The 24,018-nt window shown below is 62.0% G+C and carries 23 protein-coding genes and 2 pseudogenes; 19 read left to right on the forward strand and 6 right to left on the reverse strand.

The window, feature by feature from the left end; genetic code table 11:
* Positions 1–27: 27 nt before the first annotated feature.
* From gshB to rsmI, 3 genes are all read right to left on the reverse strand, one after another.
* Positions 28–987, reverse strand: coding sequence for a glutathione synthase (gene gshB / locus LOKVESSMR4R_RS13735; RefSeq protein WP_087209424.1), 960 nt, complete (start codon positions 985–987; stop codon positions 28–30).
* Between the two features lie 67 nt (positions 988–1,054).
* Positions 1,055–1,411, reverse strand: coding sequence for a YraN family protein (locus LOKVESSMR4R_RS13740; RefSeq protein WP_087209429.1), 357 nt, complete (start codon positions 1,409–1,411; stop codon positions 1,055–1,057).
* The gene (gene rsmI / locus LOKVESSMR4R_RS13745) at positions 1,408–2,268 is read right to left on the reverse strand and encodes a 16S rRNA (cytidine(1402)-2'-O)-methyltransferase (protein WP_087209432.1); all 861 of its coding nucleotides are present in this window, start codon (positions 2,266–2,268) and stop codon (positions 1,408–1,410) included. Before rsmI ends, LOKVESSMR4R_RS13740 begins: the two co-directional genes overlap by 4 nt.
* A gap of 104 nt (positions 2,269–2,372) precedes the next feature.
* Between rsmI and LOKVESSMR4R_RS13750 the strand changes: the two genes are divergently transcribed.
* From LOKVESSMR4R_RS13750 to murJ, 3 genes are read left to right on the forward strand one after another with little or no spacing between them, the layout of a single operon-like run.
* On the forward strand, positions 2,373–3,551 hold the full coding sequence (locus tag LOKVESSMR4R_RS13750) for a penicillin-binding protein activator (RefSeq protein ID WP_087209435.1): 1,179 nt from the start codon (positions 2,373–2,375) through the stop codon (positions 3,549–3,551).
* On the forward strand, positions 3,532–6,324 hold the full coding sequence (locus tag LOKVESSMR4R_RS13755; RefSeq protein WP_087209437.1) for a [protein-PII] uridylyltransferase: 2,793 nt from the start codon (positions 3,532–3,534) through the stop codon (positions 6,322–6,324). Before LOKVESSMR4R_RS13750 ends, LOKVESSMR4R_RS13755 begins: the two co-directional genes overlap by 20 nt.
* A gap of 22 nt (positions 6,325–6,346) precedes the next feature.
* Positions 6,347–7,909, forward strand: a complete 1,563-nt coding sequence (murJ, locus tag LOKVESSMR4R_RS13760; RefSeq protein ID WP_087209440.1) for a murein biosynthesis integral membrane protein MurJ — start codon at positions 6,347–6,349, stop codon at positions 7,907–7,909.
* Between the two features lie 51 nt (positions 7,910–7,960).
* On the opposite strand, the gene LOKVESSMR4R_RS13765 is transcribed toward murJ, so the two are convergent.
* A complete protein-coding gene (locus LOKVESSMR4R_RS13765; protein ID WP_087209443.1) occupies positions 7,961–8,650 on the reverse strand; it encodes a rhomboid family intramembrane serine protease in 690 nt (229 codons plus the stop codon).
* Positions 8,651–8,737: 87 nt separating this feature from the next.
* On the opposite strand from LOKVESSMR4R_RS13765, the gene trpS reads away from it, so the two are divergent.
* The 16 genes and pseudogenes from trpS (at position 8,738) to LOKVESSMR4R_RS13845 (ending at position 21,656) form a co-directional block, all read left to right on the forward strand.
* Positions 8,738–9,754 carry a tryptophan--tRNA ligase gene (trpS, locus tag LOKVESSMR4R_RS13770; RefSeq protein ID WP_087209446.1) on the forward strand — a complete coding sequence of 339 codons (1,017 nt, stop codon included), beginning with the start codon at positions 8,738–8,740 and terminating at the stop codon, positions 9,752–9,754.
* Positions 9,755–9,847: 93 nt separating this feature from the next.
* A complete protein-coding gene (locus tag LOKVESSMR4R_RS13775) occupies positions 9,848–10,342 on the forward strand; it encodes a VOC family protein (RefSeq protein ID WP_087213262.1) in 495 nt (164 codons plus the stop codon).
* A gap of 191 nt (positions 10,343–10,533) precedes the next feature.
* Positions 10,534–10,989 (forward strand): universal stress protein, encoded by a 456-nt coding sequence (locus LOKVESSMR4R_RS13780; RefSeq protein ID WP_087213265.1) that lies wholly within the window; start codon positions 10,534–10,536, stop codon positions 10,987–10,989.
* 87 nt (positions 10,990–11,076) lie between these two features.
* Positions 11,077–11,640, forward strand: coding sequence for a NifU family protein (locus LOKVESSMR4R_RS13785; protein ID WP_087209449.1), 564 nt, complete (start codon positions 11,077–11,079; stop codon positions 11,638–11,640).
* Positions 11,641–11,657: 17 nt separating this feature from the next.
* Positions 11,658–12,242 (forward strand): tRNA (adenosine(37)-N6)-threonylcarbamoyltransferase complex dimerization subunit type 1 TsaB, encoded by a 585-nt coding sequence (tsaB, locus tag LOKVESSMR4R_RS13790; protein WP_087209452.1) that lies wholly within the window; start codon positions 11,658–11,660, stop codon positions 12,240–12,242.
* Positions 12,239–12,658, forward strand: a complete 420-nt coding sequence (locus LOKVESSMR4R_RS13795) for a GNAT family N-acetyltransferase (RefSeq protein WP_087209455.1) — start codon at positions 12,239–12,241, stop codon at positions 12,656–12,658. Before tsaB ends, LOKVESSMR4R_RS13795 begins: the two co-directional genes overlap by 4 nt.
* Positions 12,659–12,843: 185 nt before the next feature.
* Positions 12,844–13,839, forward strand: a complete 996-nt coding sequence (locus LOKVESSMR4R_RS13800; RefSeq protein ID WP_087209458.1) for a BMP family lipoprotein — start codon at positions 12,844–12,846, stop codon at positions 13,837–13,839.
* 76 nt (positions 13,840–13,915) lie between these two features.
* Positions 13,916–14,941 (forward strand): annotated as a pseudogene (locus tag LOKVESSMR4R_RS13805) (ABC transporter ATP-binding protein); the annotation flags it as partial.
* Positions 14,942–15,009: 68 nt separating this feature from the next.
* Complete coding sequence (locus tag LOKVESSMR4R_RS13810; RefSeq protein WP_087207531.1) at positions 15,010–15,942, forward strand: IS5 family transposase; 933 nt, start codon at positions 15,010–15,012, stop codon at positions 15,940–15,942.
* A gap of 53 nt (positions 15,943–15,995) precedes the next feature.
* Positions 15,996–16,583, forward strand: a pseudogene (locus tag LOKVESSMR4R_RS13815) (heme ABC transporter ATP-binding protein); the annotation flags it as partial.
* A gap of 2 nt (positions 16,584–16,585) precedes the next feature.
* The gene (locus LOKVESSMR4R_RS13820) at positions 16,586–17,680 is read left to right on the forward strand and encodes an ABC transporter permease (protein ID WP_087209461.1); all 1,095 of its coding nucleotides are present in this window, start codon (positions 16,586–16,588) and stop codon (positions 17,678–17,680) included.
* Positions 17,677–18,099, forward strand: coding sequence for a hypothetical protein (locus LOKVESSMR4R_RS13825; protein WP_087209463.1), 423 nt, complete (start codon positions 17,677–17,679; stop codon positions 18,097–18,099). Before LOKVESSMR4R_RS13820 ends, LOKVESSMR4R_RS13825 begins: the two co-directional genes overlap by 4 nt.
* Positions 18,100–19,068 carry an ABC transporter permease gene (locus LOKVESSMR4R_RS13830; protein WP_087209466.1) on the forward strand — a complete coding sequence of 323 codons (969 nt, stop codon included), beginning with the start codon at positions 18,100–18,102 and terminating at the stop codon, positions 19,066–19,068.
* A complete protein-coding gene (locus LOKVESSMR4R_RS13835) occupies positions 19,052–19,858 on the forward strand; it encodes a purine-nucleoside phosphorylase (protein WP_087209468.1) in 807 nt (268 codons plus the stop codon). The genes LOKVESSMR4R_RS13830 and LOKVESSMR4R_RS13835 overlap by 17 nt, the downstream gene beginning before the upstream one ends.
* Before the next feature lie 134 nt (positions 19,859–19,992).
* A complete protein-coding gene (locus LOKVESSMR4R_RS13840) occupies positions 19,993–20,910 on the forward strand; it encodes a sulfite exporter TauE/SafE family protein (RefSeq protein ID WP_087209470.1) in 918 nt (305 codons plus the stop codon).
* Complete coding sequence (locus LOKVESSMR4R_RS13845; protein ID WP_087209473.1) at positions 20,907–21,656, forward strand: TIGR02186 family protein; 750 nt, start codon at positions 20,907–20,909, stop codon at positions 21,654–21,656. Before LOKVESSMR4R_RS13840 ends, LOKVESSMR4R_RS13845 begins: the two co-directional genes overlap by 4 nt.
* Here the strand turns inward: LOKVESSMR4R_RS13845 and LOKVESSMR4R_RS13850 are convergent.
* A complete protein-coding gene (locus LOKVESSMR4R_RS13850; protein ID WP_087209477.1) occupies positions 21,653–22,363 on the reverse strand; it encodes an SDR family oxidoreductase in 711 nt (236 codons plus the stop codon). The two genes, LOKVESSMR4R_RS13845 and LOKVESSMR4R_RS13850, sit on opposite strands and share 4 nt — an antisense overlap.
* Entirely contained in the window at positions 22,360–23,886 is a 1,527-nt protein-coding gene (locus tag LOKVESSMR4R_RS13855; RefSeq protein WP_087209480.1) for an ATP-dependent DNA helicase, read from the reverse strand. The genes LOKVESSMR4R_RS13850 and LOKVESSMR4R_RS13855 overlap by 4 nt, the downstream gene beginning before the upstream one ends.
* Positions 23,887–24,018: the final 132 nt, after the last annotated feature.

Raw genomic sequence — 24,018 nt, forward strand, 5'->3', positions numbered from 1 at the left:
AACGGGATGCCTCCGGCGGGGATATTTCTACTCGGAAGAAAGAGGGGTGGCGCGGCGCGCCTCGATTGCCAGCCAGATCTTTTCGGCGATATTGACGCCGTCGAACCGTTCCAATTCCTGAATTCCCGTGGGCGAGGTCACGTTGATTTCGGTCAGCCAATCACCGATGACGTCGATACCGACGAAAACCTGCCCTTTTTCGCGCAAATGCGGCCCGATCCGGGCGCAGATTTCGCGGTCGCGGTCGGTCAGCGCCACCTTTTCAGGGCGTCCGCCGACATGCATGTTGGACCGTGTTTCACCCGCCGCAGGCACGCGGTTGATCGCGCCGACAGGTTCGCCATCGACCAGGATGATGCGCTTGTCACCCTTGGACACGGCGGGCAGGAATTGCTGCATGATCAGCGGTTCGCGGTTGATGCCTGCGAATAATTCATGCAGCGACGCAAGGTTCGCATCCCCCCCCGCCAGTTTGAACACACCCGCCCCGCCGTTGCCGTAAAGCGGTTTGAGGATGACATCGCCATATTCCGCGCGGAAGGCACGCAATGTCTGCAGATCGCGCGCGATCATCGTGGGCGGCGTGAGGTCGGGAAAATTCAGGACCAGCAGTTTTTCAGGCGAATTGCGCACCCAGAACGGATCATTGACCACCAGCGTATCGGGATGGATCATGTCAAGGATATGCGTCGTCGTGATATAGCCCATGTCAAAGGGCGGGTCCTGGCGCAGCCAGACCACATCCATGGCGCGCAGGTCCAGTTCGGCAGGGTCCCCAAGGCGGAAGTGATCGCCCTTGACGCGCTGCACCTGCAACGGCCAGCCCCGGGCGATCACCCGCCCGCGATCATAGGCCAGCTTGTCCGGCGTGTAATAGAACAGCGCATGCCCGCGCGCCTGCGCCTCTTCGGCGATGCGGAACGTGCTGTCGGCATCAATGTCGATCGGCCCGATCGGGTCCATCTGAAACGCGACTTTCAACGCCATGGTGCCACCTTTGTCAGAGAATGATACCGCTACATGCCGCAGCGCGCCGCCCGGCGCAATGGCGTGTTCACGCCTCCATAAAGGCGTTTTCGATCACGCTGACACCGCCGCGACCATCGACCAGCGCAAGATCAAAGCGCATATCGGTCAATTGCCCCCGTGGTTCGCCTGCCAAGAATTCCCCCGCGCTGGCGCAAAGCCGGTCCATCTGCCGCCGCCCCAGCCGTTGTGCCGCCGCGGCAAAGGTCCTGCTTTTCTTGACCTCGACAAAGACGACGGTATCCCCGTCGCGCATGACAAGATCGATTTCACCAGACTTGCCCCGCCAGCGGCGCGCAGCGACCTGATGCCGGCGCAGCGCGTAATCGCGTGCGACGATATCCTCTGCGGCCAGACCGCTGTAATAATTGGCATGGCCCATCATGCCCCATCCCCCAGCGCCAGTGCGATTTGATAGACCTGCCGACGCGGCAGGCCCAGCGCCCCTGCGACAACGGTTGCTGCATCTTTGACACGCATGGTTTTCATCGCCTCCTTCAACGCCTGTGTCACATCGCCATCGGCCACGGCGGTCGCGCCTGCACGCCCGACCAGCACGACCAATTCGCCTTTGACAATGCGATCCGCATAATGCGCGGTGACATCATCCAAAGTGCCGCGCGTGGTTTCTTCGAATCGTTTGGTCAGTTCCCGGCACACCACGACCTGCCGTTCACCGCCCAATGTATCGCGCAAACTTGCTAACATTTCGCCAACGCGTTTGGGGCTTTCATAAAAAACCAGCGTAAAGGGGACATCGCGCAGCGCCGCGATTTCGGTCTCGCGTTGTTGGCGCGCGGCGGGCAGGAAGCCGATGAAGGCAAATCTATCCGTGGGCAGCCCCGACACTGTCAGCGCCGCCAGCAGCGCCGAAGCGCCCGGTGCCGCCGTCACCGGCATGGCTGCCGCAATCGCGGCCTTTCCCAGCTCATAGCCCGGATCGGCAACCAGCGGCGTGCCCGCCTCAGAGACATAGGCCACGGATTTGCCCGCGACCATATCTGCCACCAGCCGGTCGACCGCGCCTTCGCCGCTATGGTCGTGAAAGGCCACGACCTTGCGCCCGTTCAAGGGCACGCCGTGGATTTCCATCAATTTGCGCGCGGTCCGCGTATCCTCGGCGGCGATCAGATCGGCAGAGGCCAGAATGTCGAGCGCGCGCAGCGTGATATCGCGCGCCGACCCGATCGGGGTCGCGACGAAATAAAGACCGGCAGAGAGTGGCTTGGTCTGATGATTCATGGCTGGACCCTTGTCGCCCCTGCTTTATGATGCGTTTTGAATACAGTACAAGCCGCGCGGTCGCGGGACCTGCCAGTTTGTGCAAAATCAGAAGGAATACCACCATGGTCGCCGCTTTTCGTCAGGGCTGCAAGCCGGTCGCGCGTGTTTTCGCATTTTTGTCGCTGCTCTGGTTGGCGGCTTGCGGTCCGGCTTTGCAGACCGGCACCACGGGCGGCCTGTCGCTGGGTGCTGCGCGGTCGGTCCAGGTCGCCTTGCTGGTGCCCGGCGGATCAGGCGAGGGCAGCGATGCCTTTCTTGCGCAGAATTTCGAAAACGCAGCGCGCATGGCGATTGCGGATCTGAACGGGGCGCGGATCGACCTGCGGGTTTATAACACGGCGACCGATGCGGCGCAGGCGGCTGTGGTCGCGCGGATGGCGGTGGATGATGGCGCCCAGATCATCCTGGGGCCCTTATTCGCCGAAGCTGCCAATGCCGTGGGCGTGGCCGTGGCCAATAGCAATGTCAACGTGCTGGCCTTTTCCAACAATAGCAGCATCGCTGGCGGCAATGTCTTTATCCTGGGCCAGACATTCGACGATACCGCACGCCGGCTGGTGCAATATGCAAACGGGCAAGGCATCGAGCGGTTCATGATCGCCTATGGTCAGGATATCGGCGGCGAGATGGGCCGCGATGCCATCGCTGCCGCCGTGCGCCAGACTGGATCCCAAGTCGTGGCCGCCGAGGCCTATCCGCTGTCGCAGGCCGGTATCTTTGCGGCGACCCGGCAGCTGGTCAGCACCGCCCAGGCGAGCGATGCCCAGGCGATCTTTACCACCGCCGGGGCCAATGCCGATCTGCCGATCATCGCCACCGGCCTGCCCGAGGCCGGGCTGGATGCCACCCAGACCCGCCTGATCGGCCTGACCCGCTGGGATGCCGTGCCACAGCTTTTGGCGCTGCCCGGTGTGCAGGGCGGTCTGTTCGCCATGCCCGACCAAGGCCCGGCGACCCTGTTTCAGGACCGCTATGCCGCCACCTATGGATCACAGCCACATCCGCTGGCGGGGCTGGCCTATGACGGGATCGCCGCCGTGGGCGCGCTGATCGCCACCGGCGACGGCGCCTTGACGCGGGCCGCGCTGACAAGTCCGCAAGGGTTTCGTGGCACATCGGGCGTCTTCCGCCTGCTGCCCAACGGGCAGAATGAACGCGGCTTGGCCGTTGCCACCATCCAACAAAATCAGGTCATAATCCTTGAACAAGCCCCTAGAAACTTTGGCGCAGCCGGGTTCTGAACCCGTCCGTGCGCGCCATGTCGAAACACCTGACGGGCTGATCTGCCCGACCGCCGTCATTTTCGACACGGCCGCCGTGACCACACGGATCGCCACAGAAACCGCTGGCGTCGCTTCGGAAAAAGAGGTGCGCGCCATCGCGGTGCGCATCCTGGCCGAGGCGCGCCAGACCGGGCTGGCCGAGATCAGCACCGCCTTTGCGATGCAGCCTTTCGCATCACGCCCCACGACGCGTGCCTATTGCTGGCTGACCGACCAGATCGTGACCATCGTGCTGGATGTGGCGACCCGCCGCCTGCATCCCGCCCCGAACCCGACCGAGGCGGAGAAACTGGCGCTGATTGCCGTCGGCGGCTACGGGCGCGGCGAAATGGCGCCCTATTCCGATGTCGATCTGCTGTTCCTGACGCCCTACAAGATCACCCCCTGGGCCGAGAGCGTGATCGAATCCATGCTGTACATGCTCTGGGACCTGAAGCTGAAAATCGGTCACGCCAGCCGGACGATCAAGGATTGCCTGCGCCTTGCACGCGAGGATTACACGATCCGCACCTCTTTGGTCGAATACCGCTATCTGGCGGGCGATGCGGCACTGGCGCAGGCGCTGGGCCAGCGGCTCTGGCAGGATCTGTTCCGCAATACCGCCAGCGATTTCATCGAGGCAAAACTGGCCGAACGCGCCGAACGCCACCGCAAGCAGGGCGGCCAGCGCTATATGGTCGAACCCAATGTCAAAGAGGGCAAAGGCGGGCTGCGCGACCTGCAATCCATGTTCTGGATGAGCAAATACGTCAATGGCGTCAAACATGCAGCCGAGCTTGTGGGGCTGCGGGTCTTTACGCAGGACGAATTCGAAGCCTTCGTCAAAGCCGAGGATTTTCTTTGGGCCGTGCGCTGCCATCTGCATCTGATCGCGGGCCGCGCGGTTGATCAGCTGACCTTTGACATGCAGGTCGAGGTCGCCGCCGCCATGGGCTATACAGATCACGGCGGCAGGCGGGCGGTCGAACATTTCATGCAGGCCTATTTCCGCGAGGCCACCCGCGTCGGCGAATTGACCCGCATCTTCCTGACCGCGCTCGAGGCGACCCATACCAAGCCCGAACCGATGCTGGTCCGTTTTCTGACCCGTCGCAAGGCCGCCAAGCCCCCCTATGCGATCAAGCAAAACCGGCTGACCGTCGCCGATGATGCCGCATTCTTTGCCGACAAGCTGAACATGCTGCGCATCTTCGAAGAAGCCCTGCGCACCGGCACCCTGCTGCACCCCGACGCCATGCGGCTGATCGCATCGCATCTGCATCTGGTCGATGACGCCATGCGCCAGAACCGCGAGGCAAGCCGGATCTTCCTTGATATCCTGCTCAAACACGGCAATCCCGAACGGGGCCTGCGGCGGATGAATGAACTGGGGATGCTGGGGGCCTTCATCCCCGAATTCGCGCCGATTGTCGCGATGATGCAATTCAATATGTATCACCATTACACGGTCGACGAACACACGATCCAATGCATCAGCAATCTGGCCCAGATCGAACGCGGCGAATTGGTCGAGGAATTGCCGGTGGTGTCGGGCATCCTCAAGCGCGGGATCAGCCGCAAAGTGCTTTATGTGGCGCTGCTGCTGCATGATATCGGCAAGGGCCGCCCCGAGGATCACGCCATCCTTGGCGCCCAGATCGCGCGCAAACTCTGCCCGCGGCTGGGGCTGAACAAAAAGGAATGCGACACTGTCGAATGGCTGATCCGCTACCATTTGCTGATGTCGGATGTGGCGCAAAAACGCGATATCGCCGAACCGCGCACCGTGCGCGGCTTTGCCAATGCGGTCAAATCGGTGGAACGGCTGGACCTTTTGACCGTGCTGACGGTCTGTGACATCCGCGGCGTCGGCCCCGGCACCTGGAACAACTGGAAAGCGGTGCTGATCCGCAATCTCTATAAGGCGACGCGCGCCGCGCTGGAAACCGGGCTTGAGGATCTCAACCGCGAAAGCCGCGAGGCCGAGGCGAAACGCACCCTGCGCGCCGCGCTGGCGGATTGGGATGCCAAGGCGCTGAAAACCGAGGTCGGCCGCCATTACGGCCCCTATTGGCAGGGTCTGCCCAGTGCGGCGCAGGTCATTTTCGCCAATTTGCTGCGCGACATCGATGATGACCAGATCTGCATCGACCTGATGCTGGACGCCGACCGCGATGCGACCCGCGCCTGTTTCGCCATGGTGGATCATCCGGGCCTGTTCAGCCGGATGACCGGCGCGCTGGCGCTGGTGGGGGCCAATATCGTGGATGCACGCACCTATACGTCCAAGGACGGCTATGCCACGGCCGTGTTCTGGGTGCAGGACGGCGACGGCAATCCTTACGAGGAAAGCCGCCTGCAACGCCTGCGCCAGATGATCGTGCGCACCCTGCGCGGCGAGGTCGTCGCCCGCGAGGCGCTCAAAGACAAGGACAAGATCAAGAAACGCGAACGCGCCTTCCGGGTTGATACGAAAATCACCTTCGACAATGAAGGATCCGAAATCTACACGATCATCGAGGTCGACACCCGCGACCGGCCCGGCCTTTTGTATGATCTGACGCGCACGCTGGCCAATGCGCATGTCTATATCGCCTCGGCCGTGATCGCGACCTATGGCGAACAGGTCGTGGATACATTCTATGTCAAGGATATGGTCGGGCTGAAATATTATTCCGACGCCAAGCGTCAGGCCCTTGAACGCAAATTGCGCGAGGCCATCGCGCAAGGCGCGCAGCGGGCCATATCATGACCTTTCCGCAGCGGGTAATGGTATGAAACAGGTGCGCCTGATGGCGGGCTTTTTTACCGTCGGGCTCTGGACGCTGGTCAGCCGCGTGGCGGGGTTCGTGCGCGATATCTTTATCGCGGCCTATCTGGGCACAGGCCCGGTGGCCGAGGCCTTTCTGGTCGCCTTCTCATTGCCCAACCTTTTCCGCCGGTTCTTTGCCGAAGGCGCGTTCAACATGGCCTTCGTGCCGATGTTCGCCAAAAAGCTCGAAGCGGATGACGGGGCGCATCAATTCGCACAAGATGCCTATCTGGCGATGTGGGTGATCCTGTCCGGCTTTACCGTGATCGGGATCGTGGCGATGCCCGCGCTGGTCACGGCGATGGCCAGCGGGTTCATAGGGACCGACCGCTTTGATCTGGCGGTCTATTACGGGCGGATCGCCTTTCCCTATATCCTGTTCATCTCGCTGACTGCGCTTCTGTCGGGCGTACTGAATGCGACTGGCCGCTTTACCGCCGCTGCCGCAGCCCCCGTGATCTTGAATGCAGGCTTTGTCGTGGCGCTGCTGATCGCGGCAGCCACCGGCAGCGGGGCGGCGAGCGACAATCCCGAACGGATGGGGCTTTGGCTGGCCTATGCGGTGCCACTTGCCGGGATCGGGCAATTGGCGCTGGTCTGGTGGGCGGCGAAACGGGCAGGCTTTGCCCTGCGGATCGGCAAACCGCGCTGGACGCCGGCACTGAAACGGCTGGCGATCATCGCCGCCCCAGCGGCATTGGCGGGTGGCGTTGTGCAGATCAACCTGCTGGTGGGCCGTCAGGTCGCAAGCTATTTCGACGGGGCTGTCGCATGGCTGTCCTATGCCGACCGGCTCTATCAACTGCCGCTTGGCGTTGTCGGCATTGCCATTGGCGTGGTGCTGCTGCCCGACCTGTCACGGCGGCTGCGCGCCCAAGACCTTGCGGGGGGCAAAGATGCCTTCAACCGCGCCTGCGAAGTCTCGCTCGCGCTGACGATCCCTGCGGCGGTGGCGCTGGTGGTGATCGCGCTGCCCTTGGTCGGCGTGCTCTTCGAACGGGGGGCCTTTGATGGATCGGATACCGCCGCCACGGCGCTGGCGGTGGCTGTCTACGGGCTGGGACTGCCCGCTTTTGTCATGCAAAAGACGCTGCAACCGCTGTTCTTCGCGCGCGAAGACACCAAACGGCCCTTCTACTACGCCCTTGCCGCATTGGGCCTGAATGCCGCGCTGGCGATCGGGCTTGCCCCTTTCATCGGCTTTATCGCCGCCGCATGGGGCACCAGCCTGACCGGCTGGGCGATGGTCTGGCTCTTGTGGCGCGGCAGCCGCGACATGGGGGCTGCGGCCGATTTCGACGCAAGGTTCAAATCGCGCCTGCCGCGGATCATCGCGGCTGCGGCTGTGATGGGGCTGGTGCTGGCCGCACTCGCCGCCGTGATGGCACCGTTCTTCGACATCCCGACATGGCGCTATCTGGCGCTGCTGGTGCTGATTGCGGCAGGCATCGTGACCTATTTCGGCATAGGCCAGATGATCGGCGCATTCAAACTCGCCGAGTTCCGGCGCGCGATGAAACGCTGATCGCAGTCATCTTCCGAGCCCAAATATCCCCGCCGGAGGCATAAAAGTCCTTTACGACCTCTGCCGCATCCGCGCCAGCAGCATGGCCCAGCCACCGGGTGCCAATGGCACCGCCAGCACGAATCCCGCGACAAAGCCCGACAGTTCCGCGATCCATGACTGGCCCGCGCCAAAGATCAGCCCGAACCCCAGTTGCAGCGCCAGCAAAAACCCGATCAGCCGGAACGCCATCAGCTGGTTTTCCCCCGCCTGCCCCAGCCGCAGCCAAAGCACATAGGTATAGGCCCCGATCAGGCCGTAAACGGGGGTAAAACCACCCAGCAGCGGCGCATTGCCATCAACCAGCAGGCCATAAGCGACAGCCCCGATGATCGCGCAGGCCAGATAGATCACCAGCACCTTCAGCCCACCGAAATATTCCGACGTGAACTTGCCCAAGGCCAGCGTCAGCGCGGCGCAGAACGCCGTCTGCACGATTTCGCCATTGACGAAAGGATAGGTCACAAAGCGCATCAGCATATCAACCGACCAATCGCCCTGCACCAGCACGCGGTCCAGCACGGCGGGCGAAAAGCCGAACCGGCCCACCGCCTCCATCCGCCAGCCAAGGCCACGCGGCCCGCCGATCAGCCCCGCATTGGCCAGCTGGAACGCGGCCTCAGCGCCAATGATCAGCAGCGCAAGGCCGATCACGACAGGTGAAAGGTCATTGATCGGCTTCTCGGACATGTTGTCGGACATCGGGAACCTTCGGGCGGTTGAAGTTGACGGGCCTGTCTGGCATGGGTATGCGACGCTTGCCCTGAAATCCAGCCCGGACGTTGCCCCATGACCCAGCCAACCTTTACCCCGCGCGTCTTTTCGGGGATCAAACCTTCGGGCGGTCTGCAACTGGGCAATTATCTGGGCGCGATCAAACGGTTCGTCGGCATGCAGGGCACGATGGAAACCATCTATTGCGTCGTCGATCTGCATGCGATCACCGTCTGGCAGGACCCTGCGGATCTGGCCAATGGCACGCGCGAGGTTGCGGCGGGCTATCTGGCCGCCGGTCTGGACCCTGCGAAATCCATCCTGTTCAACCAAAGCCGTGTTGCGGCCCATGCCGAATTGGGCTGGATCTTCAATTGCGTCGCACGCGTCGGCTGGATGAACCGGATGACCCAGTTCAAGGACAAGGCGGGGTCGAACGCGGAAAAGGTCTCGCTCGGGCTTTATGCCTATCCGTCACTGATGGCGGCGGACATCCTGCTTTATCATGCGACCCATGTGCCAGTGGGCGAGGACCAGAAACAGCATGTCGAACTGACCCGCGATATCGCGGCCAAGTTCAACCACGATTACGGCGTCGATTTCTTTCCGCTGACCGAACCGGTGATCGACGGGCCAGCCACCCGCGTGATGAACCTGCGCGACGGGACCAAGAAAATGTCCAAATCCGGCGACAGCGATATGGAACGGATCAACATGCTCGATGATGCCGACACGATCGCCAAAAAGTTCAAAAAGGCCAAGACCGACGCCGAGCCTTTGCCCGAAACAGTCGAAGGGCTGAAAACCCGCCCCGAGGCGCGCAATCTGGTGGATATCTACGCAGCCCTCGACGATACCACGCCCGAGACCGTGATCGCACAATATGCCGGGGCGGGCTGGGGCACGTTCAAACCCGCGCTGGCCGATCTGGCGGTGGCGAAACTGGCCCCCATTTCGCAAGATATGGCGCGGTTCATGGACGATCCCGCCGAGATCGACCGCATTCTGGCGCAAGGGGCCGACAAGGCCCGCGCCATCGCGGACCCGGTGCTGCAACGGACCTATGATATCGTGGGGCTGCTGCGCGGCTGATCTGCAAAGGCGCACAGATGCTCTGTGATCCTGCCCGATGACGGCGGGGGGCATGATCCTTATCCTGGCAGCATTGCTGAAAGGATCACCGCCATGTCCGCCCCTGCCGCCACCCGTATCGGTCATATTCATCTGCGCGTCGCTGACCTTGACCGCGCGATTGCCTTTTACGGCGATGTGTTGGGCTTTCACGTCACGCAGCGGTTCGGGACGGGTGCTGCCTTTCTGGCGGCTGGCGATTATCATCACCATATCGGGTTGAACACCTGGGAAAGCCTTGGGGCACCCCCGCCGCCTGCGGGGCATACCGGGCTTTATCACACTGCGATCCTCTATCCCGACCGTGCATCGCTGGGCGCCGCCACCGCGCGGGTGCTGGCGGCGGGCATCCCGCTCGACGGTGCCGCCGATCACGGTGTCAGCGAGGCCGTCTATCTGCGCGATCCCGACAATAACGGTGTCGAGCTTTACACCGACAAGCCGCAGGCCGATTGGCCGCGCGATGCCAATGGTGCTTTGCGCATGGTCAATGACAGGCTGGACGTGCAGGCGCTGGTCGATCTCGCGCAGAAGCTGTCACAAAACTGAATCCGGCAGGTGGGACGCTGCGCAGGCGCTGCATGGATTCGCTCTGCGCCGCCCCGGCTAGGTGTCGTCGCCCCAAGTGACACCTTGGTCCTGCAGGCACCCGGTGTTCCCCCGCACCGGGTGCCACCCCGCTGGTCCCCGTTGCCAGTGTCCGGTTCCTGCTGCACTATGCCCCGAACAGGAGTATGAACATGCGCAAGTTTCTGGTGGTACTGGATGATAGCCGCGAATGTCTGAACGCGATGCGCTTTGCCGCGATGCGGGCCGCACGGTCTGGCGGCGGTGTGACGATCCTGTCGGTGATCCCGCCCGACGAATTCAACCATTGGATCGGGGTCGGCGAAATCATGCGCGCCGAGGCCCGCGAGAGGATCGAGGTCCATTACGAGGTTTTCGCCAAATGGATGCGCGACAAGCAGAATATCCACCCCGAACTGATCATCCGCGAAGGCGAACCGCTGGATGAGATCATCGCGCAGATCACCGAAGACCCCGAAATCGGCGTCCTGGTGCTTGGGGCCGGCACCGACAGCAAAGGCCCCGGCCCGCTGGTCACCCAGCTGAGCCGGCAGGCCGGCAGCCTGCCCGTGCCGATCACCATCGTGCCCGGTGATCTGTCGAAGGAACGGCTCGAATCGATTACCTGATCCGCAGCCAGTTTAGAATCGTTCCAAATCCTTGACAGCGCCTGCCCGGATGCGCATATTCAAAGCCTGACACAGAAGGTCCGCACCATGTTCATCCAGACCGAATCGACCCCGAATCCCGCGACGCTGAAATTCCTGCCCGGACAGAACGTGCTGGATGTCGGCACCGCCGATTTCCCCAATGCCGAGGCCGCGCAGCATTCGCCGCTGGCCCAGCGCATCTTTGCGGCGGGCGGCGTGTCGGGCGTGTTTTTCGGCATCGACTTTGTCACGGTGACCAAGGCCGATGGCGTGGAATGGGACCATATCAAACCCGGCATTCTGGGCGCGATCATGGAACATTACCAATCGGGCCAATCGGTGATGGCCGCCGACCACAAACCCGTCAGCGGACATGCCGACCACAGCGGCGAGGATGGCGATATCGTCAACCAGATCAAGGAATTGCTGGATACCCGCGTGCGCCCTGCCGTCGCGCAAGACGGGGGCGACATTACCTTCCACGGCTTTGATCGTGGTATCGTCTATCTGCATATGCAGGGCGCTTGCGCCGGTTGCCCCTCGTCCACGCTGACGCTGAAAATGGGCATCGAGAACCTGCTGCGCCATTATATCCCCGAGGTGATCGAGGTCCGGCCTGTCGCGGCCTGAGCGGACGCGCATCAATCATGCCGCCTAAGACCAGATTGATCGCATTCGACACATCGGCGGCGCATTGCGCCGCCGCTTTGCTGTTGGGCGACCGGATCATCACCCGCGTCGATGACATGGCCAAAGGACAGGCCGAACATCTGATGCCGATGCTGGGGGAAATGCTGACCGCCCAAGGGCTGACATGGCGCGATCTGGACGGGATCGGCGTGGGCACCGGCCCGGGCAATTTCACCGGCATCCGCATTTCGGTCAGTGCCGCGCGCGGTCTGGCCTTGGGGCTGGGCAAGCCTGCGGTGGGGGTTTCGGTGTTTGAAACCACGCAGCAGCTGTCCGGTCGGGCGCAGGTCGCAGTGCCCGCGCCGCGCGATCAGGCCTATCTGATGGATTTCGACACAGAGGCCAAACCAGTCATCCGCCCGTTGACGGGTTTGGGCGCGGTGGCATTTTCGACCGATCACAGCCCTGCGGCGCATATCGGCTGTCTGGCGCAGATTGCGGCGGGCCGGATCGGCGGGGATTATCCCCGCCCTACGCCGCTTTATGTGCGCGCCGCCGATGCCGCCCCCGCCCGTGACGCAGCGCCCGTGATCCTGCCATGACGCCAGAAGCGCTGGCCAGGCTGCATGCGCAGGCGTTTTCATCCACCCGCACATGGTCGGCCGCCGAATTCCGCGACCTACTGGATCAGCCGGGGGCGATCCTTGCAGGCGATGACCGCGCCTTTGCCCTGCTGCGCGTCACGCTGGACGAGGCCGAAATCCTGACCATCGCCACCGCCCCTGCGCATCGGCGCAAGGGGCTCGCGCGCAAGGCGCTGGCACAGGCGGAAACGGCGGCGCAGGCGCTAGGTGCCTGTGTGATCTTTCTTGAAGTGGCCGAGGATAACACCGCCGCACGCGCGCTTTATGCGCAAGCGGGCTATGCGCAGATCGGGCGGCGACCGGGTTATTATCTGCCCAAAGATGCAGCACCTGTCGCGGCATTGGTATTGCGCAAGGCATTTGCTGCCCGGTAACGCGGCGTCAGGTGCAAAACCGGCGATCAATCCTCTGACAGATGCCCGAATTGACGCAAAAACCTGTTGATCTTCGCCAGCGGGCCATGCCTTATCTTGCGATGGTCCGAACACTGGTTCGGTAATCAACGGAAGGCGCGGGCAGTCAGCCAGCAGGACTTCGCAACACGACTTGGGAGAAAATAATGACCATGATGCATAAACTTCTTGGCGCTTCGGCTGCGCTGGCCCTGACAGCAGGTGCCGCGATGGCCGATCCGGCGATCCTGTTCGATCTGGGCGGCAAATTCGATAAATCCTTCAACGAAAGCGCCTATAACGGGGCAGAGCGTTGGGCGACTGAAACCGGCGGCAGCTATGCCGAGGTGGAAATCCAATCCGATGCGCAGCGTGAACAGGCGATCCGCCGTTTCGCCGAATCCGGTGCCAATCCGATCGTCATGGCGGGCTTTTCATGGGCAACGCCGCTGGAAAAAGTCGCCGCTGACTATCCTGACACCAGCTTTACCATCATCGACATGGTCGTGGATGCGCCAAATGTCCGCTCGGTCGTGTTCAACGAACATGAAGGGTCCTATCTGGTCGGCATGATGGCCGCGATGGCATCCGAGACCGGCACCGTGTCCTTTGTTGGCGGCATGGACATTCCGCTGATCCGCAAATTCGCCTGTGGCTATGCCCAAGGTGTCTTGGCCGTGAACCCCGATGCGACCGTGATCGCCAATATGACCGGCACAACCCCTGCCGCATGGAACGACCCGGTCAAAGGGTCCGAACTGACGCTGGCGCAGATCAGCCAGGGGTCCGACGTTGTCTTTGCCGCGGCCGGTGGCACCGGTGTCGGTGTGTTGCAGACCGCCGCTGACAGCGACATCCTGTCGATTGGCGTCGATGCCAACCAGAACTATCTGCACCCCGGTCAGGTGCTGACATCGATGCTCAAGCGCGTCGATAACGCCGTCTACGAGGCTTTCATGCAGGGCGAAGCGCTGGAAACCGGTTTCAACGTCATGGGTGTGGCCAATGAAGGCGTGGGTTACGCGCTGGATGAATTCAACGCCGATCTGGTGACTGCCGAAATGCAGGCAACCGTCGATGCCGCTGCCGCCGATATCGCCGCGGGAACGCTGAGCGTGCATGATTATTCATCCGACGAAAGCTGCCCTGCCCTGACGTTCTAAGACGTCCGACAGGCCACAACAGACGGGGCCGCGCTGATCGCCATCCGCGCGGCCCTTTTACAAGGACAAGTGCCGCATGACCGCCACAGCCCCCGCCATCGAACTCAAAGGCATCTCCAAGGCGTTCGGCCCGGTGCAGGCCAACAAGGATATCTCGATCCGCGTCATGCCGGGCACGATCCACGGGATCATCGGTGAAAACGGTGCCGGCAAATCAACGCTGATGTCGATCCTTTACGGTTTCTACAAGGCCGACAAAGGCGAGATTTTCATCGCGGGCAAAAAGGCCAATATCACCGACAGCCAGACCGCCATCGCCGCGGGGATCGGCATGGTGTTCCAGCATTTCAAACTGGTGGAAAATTTCACCGTGCTGGAAAACATCGTGCTGGGTGCCGAAGACAGCGGGTTATTACGCCCCTCGCTGGCCCGCGCCCGGCGCGAATTGCAGGCGCTGGCGAGCGAATATGAATTGAACGTCGATCCCGATGCGGTGATCGAAGAAGTGGGCGTTGGCATGCAACAGCGTGTCGAGATCCTCAAGGCGCTTTACCGGCAGGCCGATATCCTGATCCTCGACGAACCCACCGGCGTGCTGACCCCCGCCGAGGCGGATCACCTGTTCCGTATCCTTGAAAACCTGCGCCGCGAAGGCAAGACGATCATCCTGATCACCCATAAACTGCGCGAGATCATGGAGATCACCGATACCGTCAGCGTGATGCGCCGTGGCGAGATGACGGCGACCGTCAAGACATCCGATACCAGCCCTGCCGAACTGGCCGAACTGATGGTCGGGCGCAAGGTCTTGCTGCGTGTGGACAAATCCCCGCCCGTGATCGGGCGCAAGATTTTGGAAGTGCGTAACCTGAACGTCACCGACAGCAAGGGCGTTCACCGCGTCAAGGACGTCAGTTTCGACGTCCATGCAGGCGAGATTCTGGGCATCGCGGGTGTGGCGGGCAACGGGCAGTCCGAATTGCTAGAGGTGCTGGGGGGCTATGAAAAGGCCACCGGCACCATCTTGATGAACGGGGCCGAGATTGACCTGACCGGCGCGCAATCCGACGGGCAAAGCAGGCGCGCCAATGGCATCGCCCATGGGCTTTGTTGCACAAATCCCATCATGAGGGGATTCACTGTGTGAATCCAGCGTGGTAGCGGGTTGCGATGAGCAGCTGGACACCGACTACGTACAAGACCCGGAACTGGGCAGAGTACAATCATTCACTTAAGCAGCGGGGATCGCTGTCGATCTGGTTTGATCCAGAGATGTCATGGGAAGCAGAGGCCTCTGGACGCCGTGGGCGTCAGAAAACCTACAGCGATGCAGCCATCCAAGCCTGTTTGACCCTCAAGGTACTATTCGGCTTGCCCTTGCGGCAGACGACCGGGTTTGTGGAGAGCTTGCTGAAACGGGTTGAGCTGGACTGGTCGGTGCCGGACTTCAGTACCCTGTGTCGGCGTCAGAAGACGTTGTCCGTCGCCATCCCTTACAAGGGATCAGCAGGACCACTTCACCTGCTTGTCGACAGCACAGGCATTAAGGCTGAAGGCGAAGGAGAGTGGAATGCCCGCAAGCATGGCGGTCCAAAGCGCCGCTTGTGGCGCAAGATCCACATTGGGGTCGATGAGGAAACGCTGGAGATCCGCGCGATCGAGGTGACGAGTAGCAGCATTGGGGACGCCCCGATGCTGCCAGACTTGCTCAGCCAGATCCCACCTGATCAGGAGCTTGGCAGCGTCACGGCGGACGGAGCATATGATACACGCAAATGCCATGATGCGATTGCGGCACGCAATGCGCACGCCGTCATACCCCCGCGCAAGAACGCCAAGATGTGGAAACCTGACACAGCAGGAGCGAAAGCGCGTAACGAAGCAGTGCGATCCTCAAAGTATCTGGGTCGTGCTTTGTGGCGAAACCTGACTGGATATCACCGCCGGAGCCGCGTTGAGACAAAAATGCATTGTGTAAAGCTACTCGGTCAGCGCCTCTCGGCGCGGGACTTCGATCGCCAGGTTGCAGAGATCCAGATCCGTGCCGCGATCCTAAACGGCTTCACAGCTCTTGGCATACCGCGTACGGTCGCCGTAGGCTAAATCCGTCCGGGGTCAGGGGAAACACGTCCCCAAGCGGGTTTGTGCAACAAAGCCTCGCCCATGTCCCCGAAGACCGCCAGCGCGAAGGCCTGATCATGGATTTCCACGCTTGGGAAAACACCGCCTTTGGCTATCACCATGACGCACGCTATCAAAAATCGCGCCTGTTCATGGATAATCAGGCGATCCTGAAAGACACCGCCGAAAAGATGGCCCGTTTCGACGTGCGCCCGCCCGACCCGAAACTGGCCGCGAAAAGCTTTTCCGGCGGCAACCAGCAGAAAATCGTGCTGGCCCGCGAGATTGAGCGCAATCCCGACCTATTGCTGATCGGCCAGCCCACGCGCGGCGTGGATATCGGCGCGATCGAGTTCATCCACCAACAGATCGTTGCGCTGCGCAATCAGGGCAAGGCCATCTTGCTGGTCTCGGTCGAGCTAGAGGAAATCCTGTCCCTTTCGGACCGGATCGCCGTGATGTTCGACGGAAAATTGATGGGCGAGCGGGTGCCACAAGACACCAACGAGAAAGAACTGGGCCTGCTGATGGCTGGCATGACGACAGAGCCTGCGGGCGATCCGTTTCAGGCGGTTGCGGACAACCTTGCCTATAGCGGCGGCACCACCGCCAAGGGGGCTTGATCATGGATGTGATGCCAAAATGGGCCGATGTGATCCTGATCCCGCTGATTTCCATCCTGCTGGCGGCAATTCTGTCGGCGCTGGTCATTCTGGCCATCGGTGAAAACCCTTGGGAGGCCGTCAAGCTGATGGTCGATGGCGCGTTAGGGTCCACCTATGGCTGGGGCTATACGCTTTATTATGCGACGAATTTCATCTTTACGGGGCTGGCGGTATCCATCGCCTTTCACGCACGGCTGTTCAATATCGGTGGCGAAGGTCAGGCGGTGCTGGGTGGTTTGGGCGTGGCGCTGGCCTGTCTTTACATCCCCTGGCCGCATTGGACGCTGGCCCTGTTGGGGGCCAGCCTGATGGCGGCGGCTTTCGGCGCGGCTTGGGCAGCGATCCCGGCCTTTTTGCAGGCCAAACGCGGCAGCCATATCGTGATCACCACGATCATGTTCAACTTTATCGCCGCCGCCTTGCTGAACTATCTGCTGATCGGCGCGCTCAAGGTGCCGGGGTCGATGGAACCGGCGACCGCGACTTTCCCGCCCGCCACGCATCTGCCGTCGTTTCAGGATATGTTCAATTTCGGCGAGACCACGTTTTTCCGTGGCGCCCCTGCAAATGTCACCTTTTTCGTCGCGGTCGCGGCCTGTGTCGCGCTTTGGGCGCTGATCTGGCGCACGCGCTTGGGCTATGAATTGCGGTCCTTCGGCCATTCCGAACAGGCGGCAAAATATGCGGGTATCAGCCCGACCAAGATCATCATGATCACCATGCTGATTTCCGGCGGGCTGGCCGGTATGATGGCCATCAACAACGTGCAGGGAGAGGCTGAACGGCTGGTCCTGAACGCGGTCGAGGGGGCGGGCTTTATCGGGATCGCGGTTGCACTGATGGGGCGCAGCCATCCGTTCGGGGTCTTGCTGGCGGCGCTGCTGTTCGGCTTTCTTTATCAAGGTGGCGCAGAACTTGCGCTCTGGACCTCGATCCCGCGCGAATTGATCATCGTGATCCAGGCTTTGGTGATCCTGTTCACCGGCGCATTGGACAATATGGTGCGCATGCCGCTGGAACGGCTTTTCCTGGCGATGCGGAGCGCAAGACAATGATGGCCGGACCTTTCAAGATCGGGATCGAGGATGATAGCGGTGCCGATCTTGGCTTTGTCTTAAGCTGTCTGGCGCTTGGGATGATCACGATGGATGAATTGCACCGCTGGATTCATCATGTGATGGATCAGACTCCGGGCGGCGATGTGCCCGCGCATCTGGTGGCGCTGCTGGCGGTCAAGAACCGCGCCAATGTGTTCCGCCCGAATGCGGCCGTGATGCCCCGCATCCCGCATGATCCGTTCATCACCGATGATCGGTTCGACGCGATGCTGGGTTTGCAATTCTTCATGCGCCGCGACAAACCGCAGGTCAACGACATCACCCAAGACGAGGCAGAGGCCGCCCTGCGCCGCAACCCCGAAGTGGCCGACCGCTTTTTCGCGCTGTTTCCCTTCCTGACAGAGGCTGTAGGCTAAATGGATTTTGCGACCCTTCTCCAGATGCTGGACGCGACATTGCGTCTGGCGACACCGCTTTTGCTGGCCTGTCTGGCGGGCCTGTTTTCAGAGCGGGCCGGTATCTTTGATATCGGGCTGGAAGGCAAAATGCTGGCCGCCGCCTTCATGTCGGCGGCGATTGCGGCAGTCACAGGCAATGTCTGGCTGGGCTTGCTGGCGGGGATCGGCGCGTCGCTGATGCTGTCGGCGGTGCATGGGCTGGCCTCGATCACTTTCCGGGGCAATCAGCTGATTTCTGGGGTGGCGATCAACTTTCTGGCGGCAGGTCTGACGGTCGTCGTCGCGCAAAGCTGGTTCCGCCAAGGCGGGCGCACCCCGCAATTGTCCGGTGACGGGCGGTTCAACCCGATCACCCTGCCCTTTGCGGATGCGCTGCGCGATGTGCCGATCCTTGGGCCGATCTATTACGAGCTGATTTCCGGCCATACGATCCTTGTCTATGTGGCACTTTTGACGGTGCCGCTGACCTGGTGGGTGCTGTATCGCACACGGTTCGGCCTGCGCCTGCGGGCTGTGGGTGAAAACCCTGCGGCTGTGGATACGGCAGGCGTATCGGTGGTGGCGCTCCGCTTTGCCGCTGTCGGCATCTGCGGCGTGCTGTGCGGCATTGCGGGGGCCTATCTGGCGACCGCGCTGCAAGCCGGTTTCGTCAAGGACATGAGCGCGGGGCGCGGCTATATCGCGCTGGCCGCACTGATTTTTGCCAAATGGCGGCCATGGTATGCGCTTTATGCCTGCCTGCTGTTCGGCTTTCTGCAAGCGCTGTCGCTGCGGCCCGACATCATCACCGGCGTGATCGGTTTCCGCGTGAACGGCCAGTTCCTTGACGTGCTGCCCTATATCCTGACCGTGATCATCCTTGCCGGTTTCGTCGGCAAGGCGATCCCCCCCCGTGCCGGAGGCGCGCCCTATGTCAAAGAACGCTGAAACCCTAGCTGACCAGATCAAGGCGCGCGCGGGCGATGCCCCGGTGCGGCTGGGCCTGATCCTTGGCTCTGGCCTTGGCCATATCGCAGAGGCCGTGGAGGGTGTCGCAATCCCCTATGACGATCTGCCGGGCTTTCCTCATGCGGGTGTGTCGGGGCACAACCCCAAGCTGGTGATTGGCGATCTGGAAGGCGTGCGCGTCGCGGTCTTTGGCGGACGGGCGCATTATTACGAAAAGGGCGTCCCCGATGTGATGCGCCTGCCGCTGGAAGTGTTGCGCGCCCTTGGCGCAGAGGCGATGATCGCGACCAATGCGGCAGGATCAATGCGTGCAGATATGCCCACCGGGTCGATCATGTGCCTGTCGGATCATATCAATTTTTCCGGGCTGAACCCGCTGATCGGGGAACCCACGGATGCGCGGTTCGTGCCGATGAAAGACGCCTATGACCCCGCGATCCGCGCCGCGCTGCGCGCCGCCGCCGACAGCACCGGCACGCAGATGGCCGACGGGATCTATGCCTGGTATTCCGGCCCGTCCTTCGAAACCCCCGCCGAAATTCGCGCAATCGCCATGCTGGGGGCCGATGCCGTGGGCATGTCCACCGTGCCCGAAGTGATCCTTGCGCGGTTCCTTGGCCTGCGCGCCGCCGCCATTTCCACGATCACCAATATGGCGGCAGGCCTTAGCGACGAGGCGATCAGCCACGACCACACCAAAGCGATGGCCCCGATCGGCGCGGCCAAGCTGGAAAAGGTGCTGCGCGCCTATCTGCGCGGGCTGGCATAGGTCCAGTTCCGCGCCAGCACTGATGCCAAGTGACCGAAATGCAGCGAATGCCGTCTTTCATGCATGTGAGCGTTTGACACAGGGCGACGAAAGGTCTTTGTTGCGGCCAGCGGCACAAGCCCCCGGAACAGCCCATGCACATCTATCTTCCTATCGCCGAGGTTTCGGTGAACGCGTTCCTGTTACTGGGCTTGGGCGGTATTGTGGGCATCCTGTCGGGGATGTTCGGCGTGGGCGGCGGTTTCTTGATCACGCCTTTGCTGTTTTTCATCGGGATTCCGCCCGCGGTCGCCGTGGCGACAAGCACCAACCAGATCGTTGCCGCCTCGATCTCGGGGGTGCTGGCGCATTTCAAGCGCAAGACCGTCGATCTTGTCATGGGTGGTGTGCTGCTGATCGGCGGGGTGATCGGATCGGCCATCGGGATCGTGATTTTCAATTACCTGCGCGCGATGGGTCAGGTCGATCTGCTGGTGCAGCTTTGCTATGTCCTGTTTCTGGGGGCCATCGGCACGCTGATGTTCGTCGAGAGCCTGCGGGCGATCCGCCGCGCCAGCAGGCCCAGCGCCGTGCCGCAAAGGCGCAAGCACAACTGGGTCCATAACCTGCCCTTCAAGATGAAGTTCCGGGTCTCGGGGCTGTATATTTCTGTCATTCCGCCGGTGATGGTGGGGATGCTGGTCGGGATATTGGCCGCCGTGATGGGGGTGGGCGGCGGCTTTATCATGGTGCCTGCGATGATCTATATCCTTGGCATGCCGACCAAGGTGGTGATCGGCACATCATTGTTGCAGATCATCTTTGTCGCGGGCTTTACCACGATGCTGCATGCAACCACCAACCAGACCGTGGATGTGCTGCTGGCGCTTTTGTTGCTGATCGGCGGCGTGATCGGCGCACAGATCGGCACGCGGATCGGGGTCAAGATGAAAGCCGAACAATTGCGCATTCTGCTGGCGATCATGGTGCTGGTCGTCTGCGGCAAGATTGCGCTTGATCTGCTGATCATGCCATCCGAACTCTATTCGCTCAGCGCAGAGGGGCATTCATGATCCGCCTGGCCGCCCTTTTGATGCTTTTGGCGCTGCCCGCCAAGGCCGAGCAAATCGTGCTGGGCCTCAGCCGCGACGAAGTGGCGATCACCGTCACCTTTGAAGGCTCCGAGATCATCGTCTTCGGCGCGGTCAGCCGCATCGCCCCGCCACCACAGGACAGCGCGCTGGGTGTTATCGTCACCATCGCAGGCCCAAGCGAGCCGATCACCGTGCGGCGCAAGGCGCGGCAAATGGGCATCTGGGTCAATACCGACGCCGTTTTCGTCAGCTCTGCGCCCTCGTTCTATGCGGTCGCCACCAGCGCGCCGATTGCGGATATCCTGCGACAGGTCGAAGATCTGCGCCACCGTATCACGATCCCCCGCGCGATCCGGTCCGCCGGGGCGGTGGTCGAAGACAGCGTCGCCTTCACCGAGGCGCTGATCCGCATCAAGACAGATCAGGACCTTTACCAGATGTCAGAAGGCGCGGTGACGTTGGATCAGGACACATTGTTCCGCAGCGCGATTTCCATGCCCGCCAATCTGACCGAAGGCAATTACGATGTCCGCATCTATCTGACCCGCGACGGCACTGTCATCGACAATTACATGACCACGATTCCGGTCAGCAAGGTCGGGCTGGAACGCTGGCTTTACAACCTCGCGCATGAACAGGCCTTGCTTTATGGTCTGCTGTCACTGGCCATCGCGGTTGGCGCGGGCTGGCTTGCCTCTGCGGTCTTTGGCCTGCTGCGCCGCTAGCCCCGCCCGATATGCGGCATCTTGGAGGCCATCACCATCATGGTCTGCACATTGGCCTCGGGCGGCAAAGACGCCATATGAAACACCGCGCGCGCCACGTCCTCGACAGCCATCGTCGGCAAGGGCGGCAGGCCTTCAGCAGCGCGCTTGACCTCTAGCCCCTGCACCAATTCGGTGCGCGCATTGCCGATATCGATCTGCCCGCAGGCGATATCGAAGGCGCGGCCATCCAGCGTCAGCGTCTTGGTCAGACCGGACACACCATGCTTGGTGGTGGTATAACAGACTGAGCCTTCACGCGGCGTATGCGCAGAAATAGAGCCGTTGTTGATGATCCGCCCGCCTTGCGGCGTCTGGTGGCGCATCTGGCGGAACGCGGCGCGCGCGCAAAGAAACATGCCCGTCAGGTTCACATCCAGCACGGCGCGCCAATCCTCCAGCGCGATTTCATCGATGGTCGTCTGGGGGCCGAACATGCCGGCATTGTTGAACAAGACATCCAGATGGCCAAAGGCCGCAAAGGCGGCATCGACAGCAACCTCATCGGTCACATCGCAAGGCAATGGCACGGCATTGGGATGCGCCATTTCGGCCAGCACCTCGGGCCTGCGCGCGATCAGACCAACGCGCCAGCCATTGTCCAGAAAATGCAGCGCTGTCGCGCGCCCGATCCCGGCACTGGCGCCGGTGATGATGATGGTTTTCATATGTCCTCCGCTTTCAGTTCCAATGGCGCGACCGGCACATCCAGATCATCCACCCCCAGCGCCTGTTCCGGCCGGGCCAGCCGGTTGCGCACAACCCAGCGCAATTGCGTCTCGGCGCGGGTGATCGCGACATAGGCCAGACGTTTCCACAAAGGCTGGCCCGCCTCCATTCGGCCCATGCGGCTGGCAACCTCGATATCGGGGGCAAAGACCTGCACCGTATCCCATTGCGAGCCTTGCGCCTTGTGGATCGTCACCGCCGCACCATGCAAAAAGGTCGCCCCCATCCGCGCGGCAAAAGGAATAAACGGCTCTGCATCGCCTTCCAGTTCGATCTTGACGATGCTGGCCGCCGAAATGCGCGGGTCTTCGGCCCCCATCACATGCAGACGCGAGAAACCGGGTTTGCGCCCGGCCCCCAGATAGATGACCTGCGCGCCTTTGATCAACCCGCGCGCCTCCAGATCCAGGCGCTTCTTGCGATGCTTCAACGGCAGTTCGATCCCGTCGCAGATCAGCGGCTCGCCCGGCAACAGCGCATCGGGCGGGGCGTTGAATGCGGCACGGAACGCATGGATCAAGCGGATGCGCGTGGCATTGCGCCAGACCAGACAGGGCGAGCGCGCCATCAGATCGGCCTCGACCCTTTGGGCCATCACGACACGGTCGTCACGGGCGGCAGCCTCGGCCACCATCCGCTCGAATGTGTAGAAATCCAGCATCGGATCGGCCAAGGCATGGGCCAGATCAAGGATCGGGTTACCCGCATCCTGGCGGTGGATACGGCTTAATGTCAGCACGCGGTCTTTCGGCAGGGTCTCGAACACCATGCCGCCGCTCGATTGCACGGGGGGCAATTGCGCGGGATCACCGAATAACAGCAGGGTCGGGAAAATCTCCTTGAGATCCTCGAATTGCTTGGCATCCAGCATGGAACTTTCATCGACAAAGCCGATGTCCAGCGGCTCCTCGCGGCGTTTCCAGCCGGTGATGAAATCACTGCCGCGCAGCCCGGCGGCGGCCAAGGCGGCCGGCACCGAGGTATTGACCTGATAGGATGCCCAGGCCCGGTCCAGCGCCACATCGGTCAGGCCTTCGATCTCGGGGCGCTCACCCTGCCCCGCCAGCCATTCGGCGATCTTTTCATATTCGGGGTCATAAACGGGGGTATAGAGAATACGGTGGATCGTGGTGGCAGGCACGCCGCGGTTGCGCAACACGCTGGCGGCTTTGTTGGTCGGGGCAAGAATCGCCAGCGTGCGGCGATCCTTGCGCTTGCGCCCTTCCCAATCGCCGGAAATCACATCGACACCCGCCTCGGCCAGCGCCTTATATAGCTGGGCCAGCAACATGGTCTTGCCCGACCCCGCCTTGCCGATCACGGCCAGAACCGAGGATGCATCGCTTTGCGGCGGTTGCAGCAGGCTGTCGTCCAGATCGACACCGGCCTGGCGCAGGGCGGATGCGACATTGTCCCAAGCCTCGGCCTGGTCGTCGGAAAAACTGATCACGGGGGCATTCATGGCGGCGACATTAGCCGCGCCCGCCCCCCGTCACCACCGCCTTCCGCATCTTCCGAGCATAAATATCCCCGCGCGGAGCGCATCCTGCCCTTTGCGCGCCACCACCCGGTGGCGATGGCGCGCAGGGGTGAT

The organism is Yoonia vestfoldensis (assembly GCF_002158905.1).
Taxonomy (GTDB): Bacteria; Pseudomonadota; Alphaproteobacteria; order Rhodobacterales; family Rhodobacteraceae; genus Yoonia; species Yoonia vestfoldensis_B.